Origin of the sequence: Kosakonia sp. H02, assembly GCA_030704225.1 — a bacterium.
In the GTDB taxonomy this organism is placed as follows: Bacteria; Pseudomonadota; Gammaproteobacteria; order Enterobacterales; family Enterobacteriaceae; genus Kosakonia.
Window position 1 is genome coordinate 4,134,093 of record CP131915.1, and the last position, 18,534, is coordinate 4,152,626.

At 53.9% G+C, this 18,534-nt stretch carries 15 protein-coding genes; 10 read left to right on the forward strand and 5 right to left on the reverse strand.

What is annotated here, in order from left to right:
• Positions 1-85: 85 nt before the first annotated feature.
• The 4 genes from pgk to tkt all read right to left on the reverse strand — a co-directional run bounded on the left by pgk (position 86) and on the right by tkt (position 5,656).
• Entirely contained in the window at positions 86-1,249 is a 1,164-nt protein-coding gene (gene pgk / locus Q5705_19400) for a phosphoglycerate kinase (GenBank protein ID WLI76705.1), read from the reverse strand.
• Positions 1,250-1,297: 48 nt separating this feature from the next.
• Entirely contained in the window at positions 1,298-2,317 is a 1,020-nt protein-coding gene (gene epd, locus Q5705_19405) for an erythrose-4-phosphate dehydrogenase (GenBank protein ID WLI76706.1), read from the reverse strand.
• Positions 2,318-2,669: 352 nt separating this feature from the next.
• Positions 2,670-3,419: a phage antirepressor KilAC domain-containing protein gene (locus Q5705_19410; GenBank protein ID WLI76707.1), complete on the reverse strand. Its 750-nt coding sequence runs from the start codon at positions 3,417-3,419 to the stop codon at positions 2,670-2,672.
• A 245-nt stretch (positions 3,420-3,664) separates the two neighbouring features.
• The gene (gene tkt / locus Q5705_19415; GenBank protein ID WLI76708.1) at positions 3,665-5,656 is read right to left on the reverse strand and encodes a transketolase; all 1,992 of its coding nucleotides are present in this window, start codon (positions 5,654-5,656) and stop codon (positions 3,665-3,667) included.
• 276 nt (positions 5,657-5,932) lie between these two features.
• On the opposite strand from tkt, the gene Q5705_19420 reads away from it, so the two are divergent.
• Together Q5705_19420 and Q5705_19425 are read left to right on the forward strand one after the other, a co-directional pair.
• The gene (locus Q5705_19420; GenBank protein WLI76709.1) at positions 5,933-6,691 is read left to right on the forward strand and encodes a M48 family metallopeptidase; all 759 of its coding nucleotides are present in this window, start codon (positions 5,933-5,935) and stop codon (positions 6,689-6,691) included.
• Positions 6,692-7,079: 388 nt separating this feature from the next.
• Positions 7,080-8,348 carry an OprD family outer membrane porin gene (locus Q5705_19425; protein ID WLI76710.1) on the forward strand — a complete coding sequence of 423 codons (1,269 nt, stop codon included), beginning with the start codon at positions 7,080-7,082 and terminating at the stop codon, positions 8,346-8,348.
• Between the two features lie 71 nt (positions 8,349-8,419).
• Here the strand turns inward: Q5705_19425 and speA are convergent, their stop codons facing one another.
• Entirely contained in the window at positions 8,420-10,396 is a 1,977-nt protein-coding gene (gene speA, locus Q5705_19430; protein WLI76711.1) for a biosynthetic arginine decarboxylase, read from the reverse strand.
• A gap of 824 nt (positions 10,397-11,220) precedes the next feature.
• Here speA and metK point away from each other — a divergent pair.
• From metK to ruvX, 8 genes are all read left to right on the forward strand, one after another.
• A complete protein-coding gene (gene metK / locus Q5705_19435; GenBank protein WLI76712.1) occupies positions 11,221-12,375 on the forward strand; it encodes a methionine adenosyltransferase in 1,155 nt (384 codons plus the stop codon).
• A 402-nt stretch (positions 12,376-12,777) separates the two neighbouring features.
• Positions 12,778-14,172: a sugar porter family MFS transporter gene (locus Q5705_19440; protein WLI76713.1), complete on the forward strand. Its 1,395-nt coding sequence runs from the start codon at positions 12,778-12,780 to the stop codon at positions 14,170-14,172.
• A gap of 84 nt (positions 14,173-14,256) precedes the next feature.
• Positions 14,257-14,763, forward strand: coding sequence for a SprT family zinc-dependent metalloprotease (locus Q5705_19445; protein ID WLI76714.1), 507 nt, complete (start codon positions 14,257-14,259; stop codon positions 14,761-14,763).
• Positions 14,764-14,850: 87 nt separating this feature from the next.
• Positions 14,851-15,549 carry a deoxyribonuclease I gene (endA, locus tag Q5705_19450; protein WLI76715.1) on the forward strand — a complete coding sequence of 233 codons (699 nt, stop codon included), beginning with the start codon at positions 14,851-14,853 and terminating at the stop codon, positions 15,547-15,549.
• A gap of 69 nt (positions 15,550-15,618) precedes the next feature.
• Positions 15,619-16,350 carry a 16S rRNA (uracil(1498)-N(3))-methyltransferase gene (rsmE, locus tag Q5705_19455; protein WLI76716.1) on the forward strand — a complete coding sequence of 244 codons (732 nt, stop codon included), beginning with the start codon at positions 15,619-15,621 and terminating at the stop codon, positions 16,348-16,350.
• Between the two features lie 13 nt (positions 16,351-16,363).
• Positions 16,364-17,311, forward strand: coding sequence for a glutathione synthase (gene gshB / locus Q5705_19460; GenBank protein ID WLI76717.1), 948 nt, complete (start codon positions 16,364-16,366; stop codon positions 17,309-17,311).
• Positions 17,312-17,431: 120 nt separating this feature from the next.
• Positions 17,432-17,995 (forward strand): YqgE/AlgH family protein, encoded by a 564-nt coding sequence (locus tag Q5705_19465; protein ID WLI76718.1) that lies wholly within the window; start codon positions 17,432-17,434, stop codon positions 17,993-17,995.
• Entirely contained in the window at positions 17,995-18,411 is a 417-nt protein-coding gene (ruvX, locus tag Q5705_19470) for a Holliday junction resolvase RuvX (GenBank protein ID WLI76719.1), read from the forward strand. The genes Q5705_19465 and ruvX overlap by 1 nt, the downstream gene beginning before the upstream one ends.
• Positions 18,412-18,534: the final 123 nt, after the last annotated feature.

Sequence of the window (18,534 nt, forward strand, 5' to 3'; positions counted from 1 at the left end):
ACGTAGCCCTTTATCTTTGGCCTGGAAAAAATGCGTGCCTTAAAGCGCGCTGAAAATAAGGCGGGTTTCCCCGCCCTGTCGGAACTTACTTCTTAGCGCGCTCTTCGAGCATAGCGACTGCCGGCAGTACTTTGCCTTCCACGAATTCGAGGAATGCGCCACCGCCAGTGGAGATGTAGGAAATTTTGTCAGAGATACCGAACAGGTCGATAGCGGCCAGCGTGTCGCCACCGCCTGCGATGGAGAACGCGTCGCTGTCGGCGATAGCGTTAGCCACGATTTCAGTACCTTTGCGGAAGTTCGGGAATTCGAACACACCAACCGGACCATTCCACAGAATAGTTTTGGCGTTTTTCAGGATTTCAGCCAGTTTCTGCGCGGAAACATCGCCCAAATCCAGAATTTGCTCATCATCTTTGATGTCAGCTACAGATTTCAGCGTTGCGGTTGCGGTTTCAGAGAACTCCGTCGCGACACGAACATCAGTCGGAACCGGGATATCACATGTACCCAGCAGGCGTTTTGCTTCGTCTACCAGATCCGCTTCGTACAGGGATTTACCGACGTTGTGGCCTTGCGCAGCAACGAAGGTGTTCGCGATGCCGCCACCCACGATCAGCTGGTCAGCGATTTTGGACAACGAGTCCAGAACGGTCAGTTTAGTAGAAACTTTAGAACCACCGACGATAGCAACCATCGGGCGAGCCGGTTCTTTCAGTGCTTTACCCAGCGCGTCCAGTTCTTCTGCCAGCAGCGGGCCTGCACACGCGATTTCGGCGAATTTACCCACACCGTGAGTAGAAGCCTGCGCGCGGTGCGCAGTACCGAATGCGTCCATGACGAAGACATCGCACAGCGCAGCGTATTTTTTCGACAGCGTTTCGTCGTCTTTCTTTTCGCCTTTGTTAAAGCGAACGTTTTCCAGAACGACCAGCTCACCGGCAGCAACTTCAACGCCGTCGAGGTAATCTTTCGCCAGACGAACCGGGTTAGAGAGTTTGTCTTTCAGGTAGTTAACAACCGGCAGCAGAGAGAATTCTTCGTTGTACTCACCTTCGGTCGGGCGACCCAGGTGAGAAGTGACCATCACTTTAGCGCCCTGTTTCAGAGCCAGTTCGATGGTCGGCAGAGAAGCACGAATACGCGCATCGCTGGTCACTTTCCCTTCTTTAACCGGCACGTTCAGATCCGCACGGATAAGAACGCGTTTACCTGCCAGATCCAGATCGGTCATCTTAATTACAGACATGGTGAATCCTCTCGTTGATTCTTAAAGTTTTGCAGGCACCTACGTGCCTTACCTGAAACTGATTGCCGCCATTGCTAACGTTGTGTCGATCATACGGTTAGCAAAGCCCCATTCGTTGTCGCACCACACAAGGGTTTTAATCAGGTGCGCCCCACTGACCCGCGTCTGGGTACCATCAACGATGGCGCTGTGCGGATCGTGGTTAAAATCGGTTGAAACCAACGGTAATTCCGTATAGTCAACTATACCATGAAATGCTTCCTGCGCTGCTTTTTGCAGCAACGCATTGACTTCAAAGGATTTTACCGGTTTCCTCACCGTAACACTTAAATCAATAGCGGTGACGTTGATCGTTGGCACGCGCACCGCTATCGCTTCGAATCTGTCATTAAACTGCGGGAAAATACGGGTGATGCCCGCCGCCAGTTTGGTATCGACCGGAATAATTGACTGGCTGGCTGCACGCGTACGGCGGAGATCGGGATGGTAAGCGTCAATCACTTGCTGGTCATGCATTGCCGAGTGGATTGTTGTCACCGTTCCCGACTCAATGCCGTAAGCATCGTCGAGCAGTTTTATCACCGGAATAATACAGTTTGTGGTGCAGGAGGCGTTGGAGACGATATGGTCATCGGGACGTAGCGTGTCCTGATTCACGCCGAACACAATTGTCGCGTCGAGATCGTGGCTGCCAGGATGGGAAAAGAGCACTTTTTTCGCGCCCGCCGCCAGATGCGCTTCGCCATCTGCCCGGTTGCCGTATACGCCGGTGCAATCCAGCACCACGTCTACGCCCAGCTCGCGCCAGGGCAGCGCCGCAATGGTTCGCTCATGCAGAATGCGAATAACGTCATCGCCAACATACAGTTGCTCACGCTCCTGGCGAACATCCCAGGCAAAACGTCCGTGGCTGGTGTCATATTTCAATAAATGCGCCATGCCTGCGGCATCCGCCAGTTCATTGATTGCCACCACGGTGATCTCTGCGCGACGCCCGGATTCATATAAAGCACGAACCACGTTGCGCCCGATGCGACCGAAACCATTAATCGCTATGCGTACGGTCATAACTCTCCTGCGAGGCTAGCCGGCCTGAAGTGGATGACAGAGTAATCCAGCAACCACTTGAGGGGAATCCTCGCCTGCCTGAACTGCATCTGTTTGGTTATTTGTCGAACATTTAGTCGACTGAAACGCTTCAGCTAGAATAAGCGAAACGTGGAATAAAAGGAATGATTGTCCAGACGGATTCGCCAGTAATCTGACTTGCGTCACATTTTTGCAGGAATAATTGACAAGACCATGACGAACTTTCTGAAGGGAAAAGGTGAGGGAAATGAGTAATACGCAACAATGCGTCCCTGCAAGATTCATTGACTGGAACAATGTTGCTTCCAGCAAAATCCTTTCTTAATAATGGCTAAAACCAGCTGCGTTCTGGCGTCTTAGGCTCGGTACGTTCTGCTCGCGGCATCTCAACCGGCAACGAAGAGAGCTGTTTTGCCCACAGGTCAGCCACCCATTCCACGCCTTTTGCGGTAAAACGCGCCTGAGACCAACTGCGTTTGTTCTCACCTACGCCGCCATGCACGGTGAAATACCCCGCATCAATGTGATACTGCGGTGGCATCAGCGTACCGTTGACGCGCTGCATGATGTTGCGCTCCAGCAAAAAGCTGCGGAATACCGGTTCCTTCACCCGCAGCATTTTGCAGATTTGGCGAAAACCCAGCGATTCCTCAACCCTGACGTAGCTGTCAAAAAACGCCGCCTTTGGGGCGGAAAGCGCAAGCAACGCTTCCGCACGCTGACGCTTTTCATATTGCTCGGCCCAGGCACGTGCAGCCGCCGCCGGGTTGGTAAAATCAGGCAGGCTGATAAGCTTTTCTTTCTCCTGCCAGCGATCGAGCATTTCCGCAGTAAAGCCCGGCGAGAGGCGCGCAACCGTCAGCAATGAGTCCCGTTTATTGAGCAAAAACTCCTGTCGCATCTCACCTTCTCGCTCGTAAACATTCGCGTTCACCGGCTGGGAAAGACGATGCGCGGTTTCCAGGCTTTTCACCATCCGCTTCACTTCGCCGTGGGTAACGCCTGTTAACGTTGCGATTTCGCGGCTGCTGATGGTTGCCAGTACATTTTGCGAATGCAGATTTTCACCAGGTATCACCATAGGTTTACTCCTTACTTACTCTCACCTCGAATAACATGCAGAATTATTATACAACTTACTGGATGGATATCCAGTATATTTTTTACGCATTGATCAATACCGTGAGTCGTGCTGTGACGAGGGACTAAATCAGAAGTGGCGAAATTGGGAAGGGTATATCGTATGCGTGCCGGATGGCGGCTTTCACCGTATCCGGCACGGGATTTTGTAGGCCCGGTAAGCGAAGCGCCACCGGGCAATGACGATTACAGCAGTTCTTTCGCTTTGGCGACCACGTTATCCACGGTGAAGCCAAACTCTTCGAACAACAGTTCTGCCGGAGCAGACTCACCAAACGTGGTCATACCGACAACCGCGCCGTTCAGGCCGGTGTATTTGCACCAGAAGTCAGCAATACCGGCTTCGATGGCTACGCGCGCGCTGACCGCTTTCGGCAATACCGCTTCACGGTACGCGGCATCCTGTTTGTCGAAAGTATCAGTAGACGGCATGGAAACCACGCGCGCCTTCACGCCTTCGGCAGAGAGACGATCCCAGGCCGCAACCGCCAGTTCCACTTCAGAACCGGTAGCAATGAAAATCAGCTGCGGCTGGCCGTCGCAATCTTTCAGCACGTAGCCGCCGCGAGCGATATCCGCCAGTTGCTGCTCAGTACGCTCTTGCTGGGCCAGGTTCTGACGAGAGAGGATCAGCGCTGTCGGGCCGTCGTGGCGCTCAACACCGTATTTCCACGCCACCGCAGATTCCACCTGGTCACACGGACGCCAGGTGCTGACGTTTGGCGTCAGGCGCAGGGAAGCCACCTGCTCAACCGGCTGGTGCGTCGGGCCATCTTCACCCAGACCAATGGAGTCATGGGTGTAAACCAGCACCTGACGCTGCTTCATCAGCGCCGCCATACGCACGGCGTTACGCGCATATTCAACGAACATCAGGAAGGTGGAGGTGTACGGCAGGAAACCGCCGTGCAGGGAGATACCGTTGGCAATCGCGGTCATGCCGAATTCGCGCACGCCGTAGTGAATATAGTTGCCGGCAGTATCTTCATTAATCGCTTTCGAACCAGACCACAGCGTCAGGTTGGAAGGTGCCAGGTCAGCGGAGCCGCCAAGGAATTCAGGCAACAGCGGGCCGAAGGCTTCAATGGCATTCTGCGACGCTTTACGGCTGGCGATTTTTGCCGGATTCGCCTGCAATTTCGCAATGAATTCATTCGCTTTTGCCGCGAAATCTTCCGGCATGTCACCTTTCATACGACGGGTGAACTCAGCCGCTTGCTGCGGGAAGGCTTTAGCGTAAGCAGCAAACTTCTCATTCCATGCCGCCTCTTTCGCCTGACCGGCTTCTTTCGCATCCCATTGAGCGTAAATTTCAGACGGGATTTCAAACGGCGCGTGGTTCCAGCCCAGTTGCTCGCGAGTCAGTGCGATTTCCGCATCACCCAGCGGCGCGCCGTGGGAGTCGTGAGTGCCAGCTTTGTTCGGCGAGCCGAAACCGATGATGGTTTTGCACATCAGCAGCGACGGTTTGTCCGTCACGCTACGCGCTTCTTCTACTGCGCGTTTGATGGAATCTGCATTGTGACCGTCCACGCCGCGCACCACGTGCCAGCCATAGGCTTCGAAACGTTTTGCCGTATCGTCGGTGAACCAGCCTTCAACGTGGCCGTCGATAGAGATGCCGTTGTCATCATAGAACGCCACCAGTTTGCCCAGCTTCAGGGTACCGGCAAGGGAGCAGACTTCGTGGGAAATGCCTTCCATCATGCAACCGTCACCCATAAAGGCATAGGTGAAGTGGTCAACAATGTCATGGCCCGGGCGGTTGAACTGCGCAGCCAGCGTTTTCTCGGCAATCGCCATGCCGACTGCATTGGCAATGCCCTGCCCCAACGGACCGGTCGTCGTTTCAACGCCTGCGGTGTAACCCACTTCCGGGTGGCCTGGCGTTTTGGAGTGCAGTTGACGGAAGTTTTTCAGCTCGGAGATCGGCAGATCGTAGCCGGTGAGGTGCAGCAGGCTATAAATCAGCATTGAACCGTGGCCGTTGGACAGCACAAAGCGGTCACGGTCAGCCCAGGCTGGATTTGTCGGGTTATGGTTCAGGAAATCACGCCACAGGACTTCGGCGATGTCAGCCATGCCCATCGGGGCTCCCGGGTGACCGGATTTGGCTTTCTGTACCGCGTCCATGCTCAGCGCACGAATAGCATTGGCAAGCTCTTTACGTGAGGACATTTTGACTCCAGATCGGACTGTTTAAGGCTGTTCCCGTAACGACTTGACGACAGCGCGTTTTGGGCTACGCCGGAAAAAAGTGCCAACAATGTAACCCAAGCGGTTAACCATGTACATGGAGCATCCTTTTGCGCTTCAGAAATCTCTGGAAGCAGCTCGCAAGTTGCGCAATCTCCTCGCCCGCCCGTCGTTCTCTTCTTTATACTTACGCTCACCGCCGGTTCGTCCGAATCGGTGAAGGGATAAAAACGACTCATTGATTGCGGAAGATAACAAATGAAAATTCGCCCAGCCCTGCTTGCTCTGGGAATGACAACCCTGCTTGCCGGTTGTCAGAACATGGACTCAAACGGTTTTCTTACGTCGGGCGCGGAAGCTTTTCAGGCTTACACCCTGAGCGATGCGCAAGTAAAAGCGCTGAGTGACGATGCCTGTAAACAGATGGACAGCAAAGCGACTATCGCCCCGGCGAGCAGCGACTACAGCAAACGCCTCGGCAAAATCGCCGCCGCGCTTGGCGATAACATCAACGGTCAACCGGTGAACTACAAAGTTTACGTGGCGAAAGACGTCAATGCGTTTGCGATGGCGAACGGCTGTATCCGCGTCTATAGCGCGCTGATGGATATGATGAACGACAACGAAGTTGAAGCGGTGATTGGTCACGAAATGGGCCACGTTGCGCTCGGCCACGTGAAGAAAGGGATGCAGGTCGCGCTGGGCACCAATGCGGTACGCGCTGCGGCAGCTTCAGCGGGCGGGATTGTGGGGAGTTTATCGCAATCACAGCTTGGCGCACTGGGCGAGCAACTGGTGAACTCGCAGTTCTCCCAACGTCAGGAATCCGAAGCGGATGACTACTCTTACGATCTGTTGCGCAAACGCGGGATCAATCCTTCAGGGCTGGCAACCAGCTTCGAAAAACTGGCGAAAATGGAAGAGGGCCGTCAGAGTACGATGTTTGACGATCACCCGGCATCGGCAGAACGCGCGCAACATATTCGCGATCGCATGGCGGCAGACGGTATTAAATAATGCAGGCGGGAGGCAATATTGCCTCCCCTTTTCCAGATAATGCACAAAATATCACCCGGCATTTAACCGCATTAATGGGCAAATTAAGCGCACAGAATGTTAATGAATAAGTAAAACCGCAAGAGGTAATTATTTTCTGTTACGTTGAGTCGGAGTGAATTATTTCAACATTGCGGCAATGGACATATTATCTGACTTATCAATTGCCAATATAACCTTATAAAAAATAGTCTACCCCTGAAGTTAGAAAACGCCCTACATCTCGCCATTCGTGGCTCACAGCAACACATCGAGCGTCAAAGAAGCATTGATTTCGTGCTCATTTCAGGTAACTATCTTTAATCGCAGTAATTCCATTTGATATTCGACAGACAGAGAAGTTCCCTCAGTGAAAAATAAATTATCATTACTTGCTTTAGGCGTTATCGCCACTGCTCCCGCATTTGCCAGCCAGCAATCGTCCAGCCAGGGGTTTATTGACGACAGCCATTTAGATCTCTTTTTACGCAATGCGTATATTAATCGCGATTATCGCAATGGCGCCGATAATAAAGCCGAATGGGGCCAGGGCATTGTCGCGACATTCGAATCCGGCTTTACTCAGGGGCCAGTTGGTTTCGGCGTCGACGGTATTGCACAATATGGTGTACGTCTTGACGGCGGACGCGGTCGCAGCGGTGCGGGCGGTATCGACTTCTTTGCCCAGGATAACGACGGCAAGGCGAAATCCGACTTAGCGAAATTTGGCGCGACCGCCAAAATGCGTATCTCCAATACCGTGCTGAGCTACGGTACCCAGCGCCCGGAACTGCCGATTGTTAACTCCGACGCCTCGCGCCTGCTGTACGAAACCTACACCGGGACGATGTTGACCTCGAAAGAGATTGACGGTCTTGAGATCAACGCCGGTTATTTCACCGACGAGCAGCGCAAAAGTGACGACAGCCACAACAGCGGCCTGAAAAGCCTGAGCTTCGGCGGCGCAAGCTACCAGTTCAACGACCAGTTCAGCGGCGCGCTGTACGCCTCGCATCTGGAAGATGTGCTCAATAAACAGTACCTCGGCCTGAACTTCAAACAACCGTTCAGCACCGGTCAGCAACTGGTTCTGGATTTCAACGGTTACAACTCCCGCCTCGATGAGAGCTATGCGCAGCGTCTCGATACCGGGCGCAGCAACACCATCTGGAGCCTGGCAGCCAGCTATATCTGGGACATCCACACCTTTAAACTGGCCTATCAGCAGAGCAGCGGCAGCACCGGTTACCACTATGGTAGTTACCAGGATCAGGGCGGCGTCGGCGATGGCGGCAACACCATCTGGCTGGCGAACTCCTACTGGTCTGATTTTAACGGCGAAGACGAGCGTTCCTGGCAGGCCTCTTACGGGCTGGATTTTGCCGGCCTCGGCTTACCGGGCCTGAGCTGGACCACTGCCTACGTGCGCGGCGACAACATCAAAACCGCCGCCACCAGCAACGGCAAAGAGCATGAATGGTTTAACCAGATCCAGTACCAGGTGCAGGATGGCCCGGCGAAAGATCTGAAACTGAAAGTGCGTTACTCCGTACTGCGCGTCTCCAGCAATGCCGGCGACTACAACATCGGCGGCAACGAAGTACGCCTCTTCGCGGAATACCCGTTTAATATCTTCTGATAAAAAAATCCCTTCCGCGCCGCCAGGCGAGGAAGGGATTGCTTTCGTTACCGCTCATTCAGGCGTTAACGTTACTCGTCTTCCAGATAGGTGTAACCGTACAGACCCGCTTCGAACTCTTCGAGGAACTGCTGTTGCAGCGCATCGTCCAGACCGGTCTCTTTCACCTGATCGCGGAATTGAGTCAACAGCTTACCCGGATCAAGCTGCACGTACTGCAACATATCCGCCACGGTGTCGCCTTCGTCAGACAACTCCACTTCAACACTGCCATCCGGGAAGACAAACACGTCAACCGCTTCGGTATCGCCGAACAGGTTATGCATGTTACCGAGGATCTCCTGGTACGCACCGACCATAAAGAAGCCCAGCATTGGCGGGTTCTCCGGATCGTATTCCGGCATCGGCATCGTGGTTGCGATCCCATCGCCATCCACATAGTGATCGATAGCACCGTCGGAATCGCAGGTAATATCCAGCAGTACCGCACGGCGCTCCGGCGCATGGTTCAACCCTTCCAGCGGCAACACAGGGAACAACTGGTCGATACCCCACGCATCCGGCATTGACTGGAACAGCGAGAAGTTGACGTACATTTTGTCCGCCATACGCTCTTGTAGCTCGTCAATAATCGGGCGGTGTGCACGGTTGCTCGGATCGAGCTGCTTCTGCACTTCATGGCACATATTCAAATAAAGCTGCTCAGCCCATGCGCGTTCTTGCAGGCTGAACGTGCCAGAAGAGTAACCGGTGTGGATATCGTGCAGATCCATCTGGCTGTCGTGCAACCATTCGCGCAGCGAGCGGCGCGTACCCGGTTCATGCATCTCCTGCCAGGTTTCCCACATGCTTTGCAGCGCGCGCGGCGCGTCTTCGGCAGGCGGAATAGCGGGCGTATATTCGTTGCGCTCAACACCAATAATGTTGGAGACCAGCACCGTATGGTGCGCAGTTACCGCACGACCGGATTCGGTGATCACCGTCGGGTGCGGCAAACCGTTTTCTTCGCAGGCATCGCCAATCGCCCAGATAATGTTATTGGCATACTCGTTCAGGCCGTAGTTCACCGAGCAGTCAGACTGCGAGCGCGTCCCTTCATAGTCCACGCCCAGACCGCCGCCGACGTCGAAGCACTGAATATTGACGCCCAGCTTATGCAGTTCAACGTAAAAACGAGCCGATTCGCGCACGCCAGTGGCGATATCGCGAATGTTCGCCATCTGCGAACCGAGGTGGAAGTGCAGCAGTTGAATGCTGTCCAGACGACCGCGCTCGCGCAGAATTTCCACCAGTTGCAGCACCTGGGTCGCCGCAAGACCGAATTTGGATTTCTCACCGCCGGAAGATTGCCATTTGCCGGAGCCCTGTGACGCCAGACGCGCACGCACGCCGAGACGCGGCACCACGTTCAGGCGCTCGGCTTCTTCCAGCACAATGGCGATTTCGGTCATTTTTTCAATCACCAGATAGACCTTGTGGCCCATCTTCTCGCCAATCAGCGCCAGGCGAATGTATTCGCGGTCTTTGTAACCATTACAGACGATTACCGAACGGGTCATTCCCGCGTGGGCGAGTACCGCCATCAGTTCTGCTTTTGAACCGGCTTCCAGACCCAGCGGCTCACCGGAGTGAATCAGTGACTCAATCACGCGGCGATGCTGATTAACCTTGATCGGATAAACCAGGAAGTAGTCACCGTTATAGCCGTAGGATTCACGCGCGCGTTTAAACGCAGCGTTAATCGAACGCAGGCGGTGTTGCAGGATCTGTGGGAAGCAGAACAGCGCGGGTAAACGTTGCCCCTGCGCTTCGCGTGCTTTGACCAGTTGCGCCAGATCGACACGGGCCTGGGGGACATCCGGATCGGGGCAAACACTGATGTGGCCCAGCTCGTTGACGTCGTAGTAGTTATTGCCCCACCAGGCAATGTTATAAGTACGTAGCATCTTGCTGGCTTCCTGGGAGCTCATCGCCACCTCCTGCATGGAACGTAATACACCTTGTTCGCCTGCTGACGAAGGCGAAACAGAAGACATGTCGTCAGACATCGCGAACCTCAATATAGGAAAGTGTATACCCTGTAAACATCACGCGGCTTTTGGCGGCCGCGAGACGCAACACAGAGACAAAATAGTTGACTACTATCGCAGTGACACATAGCGATAACAACCCATAAACAGCCTGCTTTTTCGACATAACATGCCAAAGCACCGACTGTGCGACCGGTTTCTGATTCATATCATTGTAAAACACGTATCCGGACCCGAGTATGACAGCCCGGCGAAACCACGAGAAAACTCCTGAAAAATCAGGAGAGCCCTTGTTCAGTTATCACAATGCCTTACCGGCCCTGGAGTCCTGAGAAGCGCCGAAATGGGTATAACATCGGCAGGTTTGCAGATTAGAAATGCAGGTTGCGGGGAATAAACGCACGTCAGAACGACGCGACAGATTCTGCGGAAAACGACGGTTCATTATTTCGTATCACCTCCACGCAAGCCATGACGACCCGCGACAAGCCAAAGCCATTTAATTCACTGCTTAACCCGGCTGGAAGTGGCGACACAGCATCAATGCCGTGCGCTTTTTAGATGAGCCGCGCGCGGCGTTTTATACCGATAACGGGGTGAAAATGCAAAATAAAAAAGCCGTATTTGCCGCATTGCCAGGAAAATTTTCCGTCACCAGTTGTGTCAGGATGTGGCGTACATCAAAAAACGCTGGCAATAAGGTGAATAAGTAACCTAGAATAGCCATCCAGATGTTAATCCGTCCAGACCGATTAACACTCAGACTTCTTGTGTCATTTCCGTGAAGACTTCCGGACACAGAATTCGAGCTAACCGTATTACTCCCAGGGTGAAAATTTACTATGGCAAAACACCTTTTTACGTCCGAGTCCGTCTCTGAAGGGCATCCTGACAAAATCGCTGACCAAATTTCCGACGCTGTACTGGATGCGATCCTTGAGCAGGATCCAAAAGCACGTGTCGCATGTGAAACCTACGTCAAAACCGGCATGGTGCTGGTCGGCGGCGAAATCACTACCAGTGCGTGGGTCGATATCGAAGAGATCACCCGTAACACCGTGCGTGAGATTGGCTATGTGCATTCTGACATGGGCTTTGACGCCAATTCCTGCGCCGTACTCAGCGCAATTGGTAAACAATCTCCGGATATCAACCAGGGTGTTGACCGTGCCGATCCGCTGGAACAGGGCGCTGGCGACCAGGGCCTGATGTTTGGCTACGCCACGAACGAAACCGACGTGCTGATGCCTGCACCGATCACCTACGCTCACCGTCTGGTAGAGCGTCAGGCAGAAGTGCGTAAAAACGGTACCCTGCCGTGGCTGCGCCCGGATGCAAAAAGCCAGGTCACTTTTCAGTATGACGACGGCAAAATCGTCGGCATCGACGCCGTGGTGCTGTCCACTCAGCACTCTGAAGAGATCGATCAGAAATCCCTGCAAGAAGCAGTGATGGAAGAAATCATCAAGCCGATTCTGCCTACCGAGTGGCTGAACACCGCCACTAAATTCTTTATCAACCCGACTGGCCGTTTTGTTATCGGTGGCCCAATGGGCGATTGTGGTCTGACTGGCCGCAAAATTATCGTTGATACCTACGGCGGCATGGCACGCCACGGTGGCGGCGCATTCTCCGGTAAAGATCCATCAAAAGTTGACCGCTCCGCAGCCTACGCCGCGCGTTATGTGGCGAAAAATATCGTGGCGGCTGGCCTGGCTGACCGTTGTGAAATCCAGGTTTCTTACGCTATCGGCGTGGCAGAACCGACGTCCATCATGGTGGAAACTTTCGGTACTGAGAAAATTGCTACTGAGCAACTGACTCTGCTGGTTCGCGAGTTCTTCGACCTGCGTCCATACGGCCTGATTCAGATGCTGGATCTGCTGCACCCGATCTACAAACAAACCGCTGCATACGGTCACTTTGGTCGCGAAACCTTCCCATGGGAAAAAACCGACAAAGCTGCCCTGCTGCGTGATGCTGCCGGCCTGAAATAATCCGCTGACAGTTGTGCATTTAAGGCCAGCCTCGTGCTGGCCTTTTGTCGTTTTATACCGCTTCCTTCCGTCACGTCTCCTATCTGCGGCTATACTCACTTAGCCTGGATTTATTTCATTTGAAAGCGATTACATCAGGCCGTTTCGTTAATATTTCAGATTTTTCTCTTTGAAAAATGAATACGTCATGGTTGTTACATTACGCTTCGGTTTAGTCTGAAACTTGGTCCTTTAACTCACCTTTCATTGTCAATAATTCTATAATATTTAACACTTTTATTTACATTAGCAGTCCGTTAGCAATGTAACCGATTACACTCATGTGATGCATGTCACGTATTTTTGCTTATGAGTGGCCTAACTTTTACCTCGAAAAAACCAATGACATGAATGGAGGGCATAATGCCTGACAATAAAAAACAGAAGCATTCAAATAAGGCGATGACCTTTTTTGTATGCTTCCTCGCTGCACTGGCAGGGTTGCTTTTTGGCCTGGATATTGGCGTGATCGCGGGCGCACTGCCCTTTATCACTGAAGATTTTCAAATTAGCTCACACACGCAGGAGTGGGTGGTTAGCTCCATGATGTTCGGTGCCGCAGTAGGTGCCGTGGGTAGTGGCTGGCTCTCCTGGCGTCTCGGGCGTAAAAAAAGCCTGATGATTGGGGCCATTCTGTTCGTGGCAGGTTCGCTCTGTTCTGCTGCGGCACCGAATGTGGAAATCCTGATTATCTCTCGCGTGCTGCTCGGCCTGGCAGTCGGTGTCGCTTCTTATACCGCACCGCTGTATCTCTCTGAGATCGCACCGGAAAAAATCCGCGGCAGTATGATTTCCATGTATCAGTTGATGATCACCATCGGTATCCTCGGTGCTTATCTTTCCGATACCGCGTTCAGTTACAGCGGCGCATGGCGCTGGATGTTGGGCGTGATCATCATCCCGGCAATTTTACTGCTGATTGGTGTGTTCTTCCTCCCGGACAGCCCGCGCTGGTTCGCCGCGAAACGTCGTTTCCACGATGCCGAACGTGTGCTGCTGCGCCTGCGTGACACCAGCGCGGAAGCGAAAAACGAGCTGGAAGAGATCCGCGAAAGCCTGAAAGTAAAACAGACCGGCTGGGCGCTGTTTAAAGAGAACAGCAACTTCCGCCGTGCGGTGTTCCTTGGCGTCCTGTTGCAGATAATGCAGCAATTCACCGGCATGAACGTCATCATGTATTACGCGCCGAAAATCTTCGAACTGGCGGGTTATACCAACACTACCGAGCAGATGTGGGGCACGGTGATCGTTGGTCTGACTAACGTGCTGGCGACCTTTATCGCCATCGGACTGGTGGACCGTTGGGGCCGTAAACCGACGCTGGTGCTGGGCTTCCTGGTGATGGCGGCAGGTATGGGCGTTCTCGGTACTATGCTGCATCTGGGCATTCACTCGCCGACAGCGCAGTACTTCGCCGTGGCTATGCTGCTGATGTTTATTATCGGCTTTGCCATGAGCGCCGGCCCGCTGATTTGGGTACTGTGCTCCGAAATCCAGCCGCTAAAAGGCCGCGATTTTGGTATCACTTGTTCCACAGCAACCAACTGGATCGCCAACATGATTGTCGGTGCGACCTTCCTGACGATGCTGAATACGCTGGGCAACGCCAATACCTTCTGGGTTTACGGCGGCCTGAACGTGCTGTTCATCATCCTGACGCTGTGGCTGGTGCCGGAAACCAAACACGTTTCGCTGGAGCATATCGAGCGCAACCTGATGCGTGGCCGTCCGCTGCGTGAAATTGGCTCCCACGACTGATCCCTCACCCTTCAGGCTTCCTCTGCGGAGGAAGCCTTTTTTGCCTGTTGCACTCGCTCGTCGCCCGCCCTATTCTCTGCACTTATGAAAAATACCCGCCTCCCTATCGCTCTCCAGCAAGCCGTTATGCGTAGCCTGCGGGATAACCTCGCCCATGCGAACCTGAAACTGGGGCGAAACTACCCTGAACCCAAACTGGTCTATCAACAGCGCGGAACCTCCGCCGGAACAGCCTGGCTGGCGGATTACGAAATTCGCCTCAATCCGGTGTTACTACTGGAAAATCAGCAGGCGTTTATTGACGAAGTTGTTCCCCATGAGCTGGCGCACCTGCTGGTGTGGAAGCACTTTGGTCGCGTCTCGCCCCACGGCAAAGAGTGGAAATGGATGATGGAGAGCGTGCTGGGCGTGCCGGCGCGCCGTACCCATCAGTTCGAACTGGAATCCGTGCGGCGCAATACGTTCCCATACCGCTGCAAATGCCAGCAGCACCAACTGACCGTGCGCCGTCACAACCGGGTGGTGCGAGGCGAGACAGTTTATCGCTGTGTACACTGCGGCGAGCCGCTGATTGCCGACGCGAGTAACTGAATCCATTAAGAAGTTTTATGCGCTAACTGATTGCATCAGGCAACGCCTTCCGCTACGTTGCGGACTCATTTTGACAGGGAGTTCGCTATGTTTCGTTTTTTACCTTTTTTATTCGCGCTGATGTCCGTTCCCGCGCTGGCCGCCCACGGCATTAACAGCTTTGCGCAGGCAAAAGCCGCCGGTGTGAAAGTGAATGCTGACGCGCCGGGTGACTTCTATTGCGGCTGCAAAATTCACTGGCAGGGCAAAAAAGGCGTGGTTGACCTCGCCTCCTGCGGCTACCAGGTGCGAAAAAATAAAAACCGCGCCAGCCGTATCGAGTGGGAACATGTGATGCCCGCCTGGCAGTTCGGCCATCTGCGTCAGTGCTGGCAGGACGGCGGCCGGAAAAACTGCGCCAAAGATCCGCTCTATCGCAAAATAGAAAGCGATATGCATAACCTGCAACCGGCCGTAGGCGAAGTAAACGGCGATCGCGGCAACTTCATGTACAGCCAGTGGAACGGCGGTGAAGGCCAGTACGGCCAGTGCGCCATGAAGGTGGACTTCAAAGAAAAACTGGCTGAACCACCGGCCCGCGCGCGCGGCGCGATTGCCCGCACCTACTTCTATATGCGCGATCAATACCAGCTCAACCTTTCACGGCAACAGACCCAGCTTTTCACCGCCTGGGATAAGCTCTATCCCGTGACGGAGTGGGAATGTAAGCGCGACGCGCGTATCGCCAACGTACAGGGCAACCATAACCCCTATGTGCTGCGCGCTTGCATGGCGCGAAAGAGCTAACCTACACTAGCGCCATTGTTAACATCCGCCCCGTCTGACGGGGCGGTAATCTAAGTGGATTAAAAAAATATGCGCATTCCCCGCATTCATCACCCAGAATTTATCCAGCCGGGCAATGAAATCGCCCTCAGCGAGGATGCTGCAAACCACGTCGGGCGCGTGTTGCGTATGGGGCAAGGCCAGGCCATTCAATTGTTCGATGGCTCTAATCAGGTTTTCGATGCTGAAATTACCCATGCAGACAAAAAAAGCGTGCGGGTCAACATCCTGCGCAGCGAAGTGGAAGATCGGGAATCACCGCTGCATATTCACTTGGGCCAGGTGATGTCGCGCGGCGAAAAAATGGAATTTACTATCCAGAAATCGATCGAGCTTGGGGTAAGCCTCATTACGCCACTTTTTTCTGAACGCTGCGGCGTTAAACTGGACGGCGAACGTCTGAGCAAAAAGCAGCAACAGTGGCAAAAAATCGCCATCGCCGCCTGCGAACAGTGCGGGCGCAACCGGGTGCCGGAAATTCGCCCGGCGATGGATCTCGAAGCCTGGTGCGCTGAAGAAGAGGCAGGATTGAAACTCAACCTGCATCCACGCGCCAGCCAGAGCATCAATACGTTGCCCTTGCCCGTCGAGCGCGTCCGCCTGCTGATTGGCCCGGAAGGCGGGTTAACTGCCGATGAGATTGCCATGACCGCGCGTTATCAGTTTACGGATATTTTGTTAGGCCCCCGCGTGCTACGCACAGAGACAACGGCGCTTACCGCCATCACCGCGCTTCAGGTTCGCTTTGGCGACCTGGGTTGAAAGGAGAAGCAGAATGATTAAGCTCGGCATCGTGATGGATCCCATCGCGGACATTAACATCAAAAAAGACACCAGCTTCGCCATGCTGCTGGAAGCACAGCGCCGCGGCTACGAGTTGCACTATATGGAGATGGCCGATCTCTACCTGATCAACGGTGAAGCCCGCGCCCGGACACGCACGCTCTCCGTCGAGCAGAATTACGACAAATGGTATGAATTCGGTAGCGAGCAGGATATTGCGCTTGCCGATCTCGACACGGTGCTGATGCGTAAAGATCCGCCGTTCGATACGGAATACATCTACGCCACCTATATCCTTGAACGTGCTGAAGAGAAAGGCACGTTGATCGTCAACAAACCGCAGAGCCTGCGCGACTGTAACGAGAAGTTATTTACCGCCTGGTTCCCGGAGTTAACCCCGGAAACGTTGGTCACGCGCGATAAAGCGAAGCTGAAAGCCTTCTGGCAAAAGCATACTGACATCATCCTGAAACCGCTGGATGGCATGGGCGGCACCTCAATTTTCCGCGTTAAAGAGGGCGACCCGAACCTGGCAGTTATCACCGAAACGCTGACGGAACTGGGTAGTCGCTACTGCATGGCGCAGAACTATTTACCGGCAATTAAAGAGGGCGACAAACGTGTGCTGGTGGTGGATGGCGAACCGGTACCGTATTGCCTGGCACGTATTCCGCAGGGTGGCGAAACCCGGGGTAACCTGGCAGCCGGTGGTCGCGGCGAACCGCGTCCCCTGAGCGAAAGCGACTGGGAAATTGCCCGTAAAGTTGCGCCCGTGCTGAAAGCCAAAGGGCTGATTTTTGTCGGTCTGGATATCATCGGCGATCGTCTGACGGAAATTAACGTCACCAGCCCGACTTGTGTACGTGAGATCGAAGCCGAATTCCCAATCTCCATTACCGGTATGTTGATGGACGCTATTGAAAAACGCCTGGGGAAATAACTCACGCGCGCAGGGTGCGGAAAGGAGCCCGTTCCCTGCCAGCTTTAGTAGTGACAGCACCCCGCTTTCCACCCATACTAGGTTGTCGCTTTTTTGAACCAGGAAACAGAACCTCTGACAATGAATTTACAGCATCACTTTCTTATTGCCATGCCTGCTCTTCAGGATCCTCTCTTCCGGCGTTCCGTTGTCTACATTTGTGAGTACAACGACGAAGGGGCAATGGGGCTTATTATCAATAAGCCGCTGGAGAACCTGACAGTTGACGGGGTCCTGGAAAAACTCAAAATCCAGCCAACTGACCGCGATCCGGCCATCCGGCTGGACAAAGCAGTGCTGCTCGGCGGCCCGCTGGCAGAAGATCGCGGCTTTATTTTGCATACTCCTCCGGCCGGTTTTTCCTCCAGTATTCGCGTGTCGGATAACACTGTAGTCACTACCTCGCGAGACGTACTTGAAACCCTGGGTACAGCCCATCAGCCGGGTGAGGTGATGGTGGCGCTGGGGTACGCATCATGGGAAAAAGGTCAGCTGGAACAAGAAATTCTTGATAACGCCTGGCTCACCGCACCGGCGGATCTCAACATTTTATTCAAAACCCCTATCGCCGATCGCTGGCGTGAAGCGGCAAAACTCATCGGCATTGATATTTCAACCATGCCGGGTGTCGCGGGGCACGCCTGATGAGCGGAACCCTGTTAGCGTTTGATTTCGGGACTAAAAGCATCGGCGTTGCTATTGGGCAGCGTATCACCGGCACGGCGCGCGCGTTAAATGCGCTAAAGGCGCAGGACGGCATACCGGACTGGCAGCTTATTGAGAAGCTCTTAAAAGAGTGGCAGCCAGACGCGGTGATTGTCGGTTTGCCGCTGAATATGGACGGCACTGAACAGCCGCTGACCGCCCGCGCCCGCAAATTCGCCAATAAAATTCATGGACGTTTTGGTGTGCAGGTCACTTTACATGATGAACGTCTAAGCACCGTTGAAGCCCGCGCCGGGCTGTTTGAACGCGGCGGTTTTCGCGCCCTCGACAAAGGCCGTGTGGATTCCGCATCGGCGGTGGTGATCCTCGAAAGCTACTTCGAGTTGTTACCCTAAACCGCTCTCCCCTCGTCTTCTCACAGAAAGCCGCGTCCGATCCGCGGCTTTCTGCCGATCGTTCTCACACTTTCCAGACAGGCTTTTTGCATTCCTGTTATTGTTTCTATAAAAGAAACATAA

Coding starts and splice junctions, on each gene's coding strand:
- gshB (WLI76717.1), top strand. CDS start 16,364: ATGATTAAGCTCGGCATCGTGATGGATCCCATCGCGGACATTAACATC.
- metK (WLI76712.1), top strand. CDS start 11,221: ATGGCAAAACACCTTTTTACGTCCGAGTCCGTCTCTGAAGGGCATCCT.
- Q5705_19420 (WLI76709.1), top strand. CDS start 5,933: ATGAAAATTCGCCCAGCCCTGCTTGCTCTGGGAATGACAACCCTGCTT.
- tkt (WLI76708.1), bottom strand. CDS start 5,656: ATGTCCTCACGTAAAGAGCTTGCCAATGCTATTCGTGCGCTGAGCATG.
- pgk (WLI76705.1), bottom strand. CDS start 1,249: ATGTCTGTAATTAAGATGACCGATCTGGATCTGGCAGGTAAACGCGTT.
- ruvX (WLI76719.1), top strand. CDS start 17,995: ATGAGCGGAACCCTGTTAGCGTTTGATTTCGGGACTAAAAGCATCGGC.
- rsmE (WLI76716.1), top strand. CDS start 15,619: ATGCGCATTCCCCGCATTCATCACCCAGAATTTATCCAGCCGGGCAAT.
- speA (WLI76711.1), bottom strand. CDS start 10,396: ATGTCTGACGACATGTCTTCTGTTTCGCCTTCGTCAGCAGGCGAACAA.
- endA (WLI76715.1), top strand. CDS start 14,851: ATGTTTCGTTTTTTACCTTTTTTATTCGCGCTGATGTCCGTTCCCGCG.
- Q5705_19445 (WLI76714.1), top strand. CDS start 14,257: ATGAAAAATACCCGCCTCCCTATCGCTCTCCAGCAAGCCGTTATGCGT.
- Q5705_19410 (WLI76707.1), bottom strand. CDS start 3,419: ATGGTGATACCTGGTGAAAATCTGCATTCGCAAAATGTACTGGCAACC.
- Q5705_19440 (WLI76713.1), top strand. CDS start 12,778: ATGCCTGACAATAAAAAACAGAAGCATTCAAATAAGGCGATGACCTTT.
- Q5705_19465 (WLI76718.1), top strand. CDS start 17,432: ATGAATTTACAGCATCACTTTCTTATTGCCATGCCTGCTCTTCAGGAT.
- epd (WLI76706.1), bottom strand. CDS start 2,317: ATGACCGTACGCATAGCGATTAATGGTTTCGGTCGCATCGGGCGCAAC.